We start from the raw sequence: 1,003 nt of genomic DNA, 5'->3' as shown, positions 1-1,003 counted from the left end.
AGTCGTAAAAGCCAATCTAAAACAGGCCATTTTAACCGTTCCGGTAATCCAAATCGTGTAGAGGATCAAACCACAAGACGCCACCCTACTCGCACAGCCAAAGCCAATAAACCTCGAGTCGACCTGCAAAATAGAAAAGTCATTATTTTCAATAAGCCTTACGATACGCTGAGCCAATTTACCGATGGTGACGGCCGTAAAACATTGGCTGACTACATTCCAGTAAAAGACGTATACGCAGCAGGTCGACTAGATAGAGACAGTGAAGGCCTAATGGTGTTAACCAATGATGGTATCCTACAAGCGAAGCTGACTCAGCCGAAATCAAAGTCGCCGAAAACGTATTGGGTACAGGTGGATGGAGCGCCACAAGAGCAAGATTTAGAGAAGTTGCGTAAAGGCGTTGAATTAAAAGATGGTATGACCTTACCCGCAAAAGTAGAAGTCATTGAAGCTCCGACGATTTGGGAGAGAAACCCACCCGTTCGTTTTCGTGCAAATATTCCAACGACATGGCTAGCAATCACTATCATTGAAGGTAGAAACCGCCAAGTAAGACGCATGACCGCTCATATCGGCTTCCCAACTTTACGCTTAGTACGCTATTCAATGGGCGACATTACCCTTAGAGACTTGCAGCCTGGCCAATGGAAAGAGATTCAGCTCTAGCCATCTTAAAACAGCACATTCCTTAAAGTAGTCAACATCAAAAAACATAAAAGCAGGCCATCGCCTGCTTTTTATATTTTTATCGTCACCAATAACACTTATTGTTGAGAAACCCACTTCATGAATACCTGACGTTCTTCGTCAGTCATTTCTAGATAAGCAATTTTTGCTTTTGTCAGTGGCGAATTCACTCTGTGAGTCTCTTTAGCTGTACCCGTTGCCTGAAGCTCAGATAACTCGACTCGCTTGCCATTAGAAAAATAGACGCCGTTAAGTTCGTTGTACTCTGCCAATTGCTCATCAAGGTTTGAATATGGGAAAGCACCTTTTTTAC

2 protein-coding genes are annotated in these 1,003 nt (G+C 43.5%); one reads left to right on the top strand and one right to left on the bottom strand.

The window, feature by feature from the left end; translation table 11 throughout:
* Nucleotides 1-669 (top strand): pseudouridine synthase (locus R8269_RS26640; RefSeq protein ID WP_318223096.1); only part of this gene is annotated, 669 nt, incomplete at its 5' end.
* A 98-nt stretch (nucleotides 670-767) separates the two neighbouring features.
* Here the strand turns inward: R8269_RS26640 and R8269_RS26635 are convergent.
* A partial coding sequence (locus tag R8269_RS26635) for a DUF2057 family protein (protein ID WP_318223095.1) occupies nucleotides 768-1,003 on the bottom strand: 236 nt, incomplete at its 5' end.

Source organism: Vibrio sp. Vb0667, from assembly GCF_033391095.1.
Note: the sequence above shows the minus strand (reverse complement) of the source record. Positions and strands in the feature narration are given on the sequence as shown.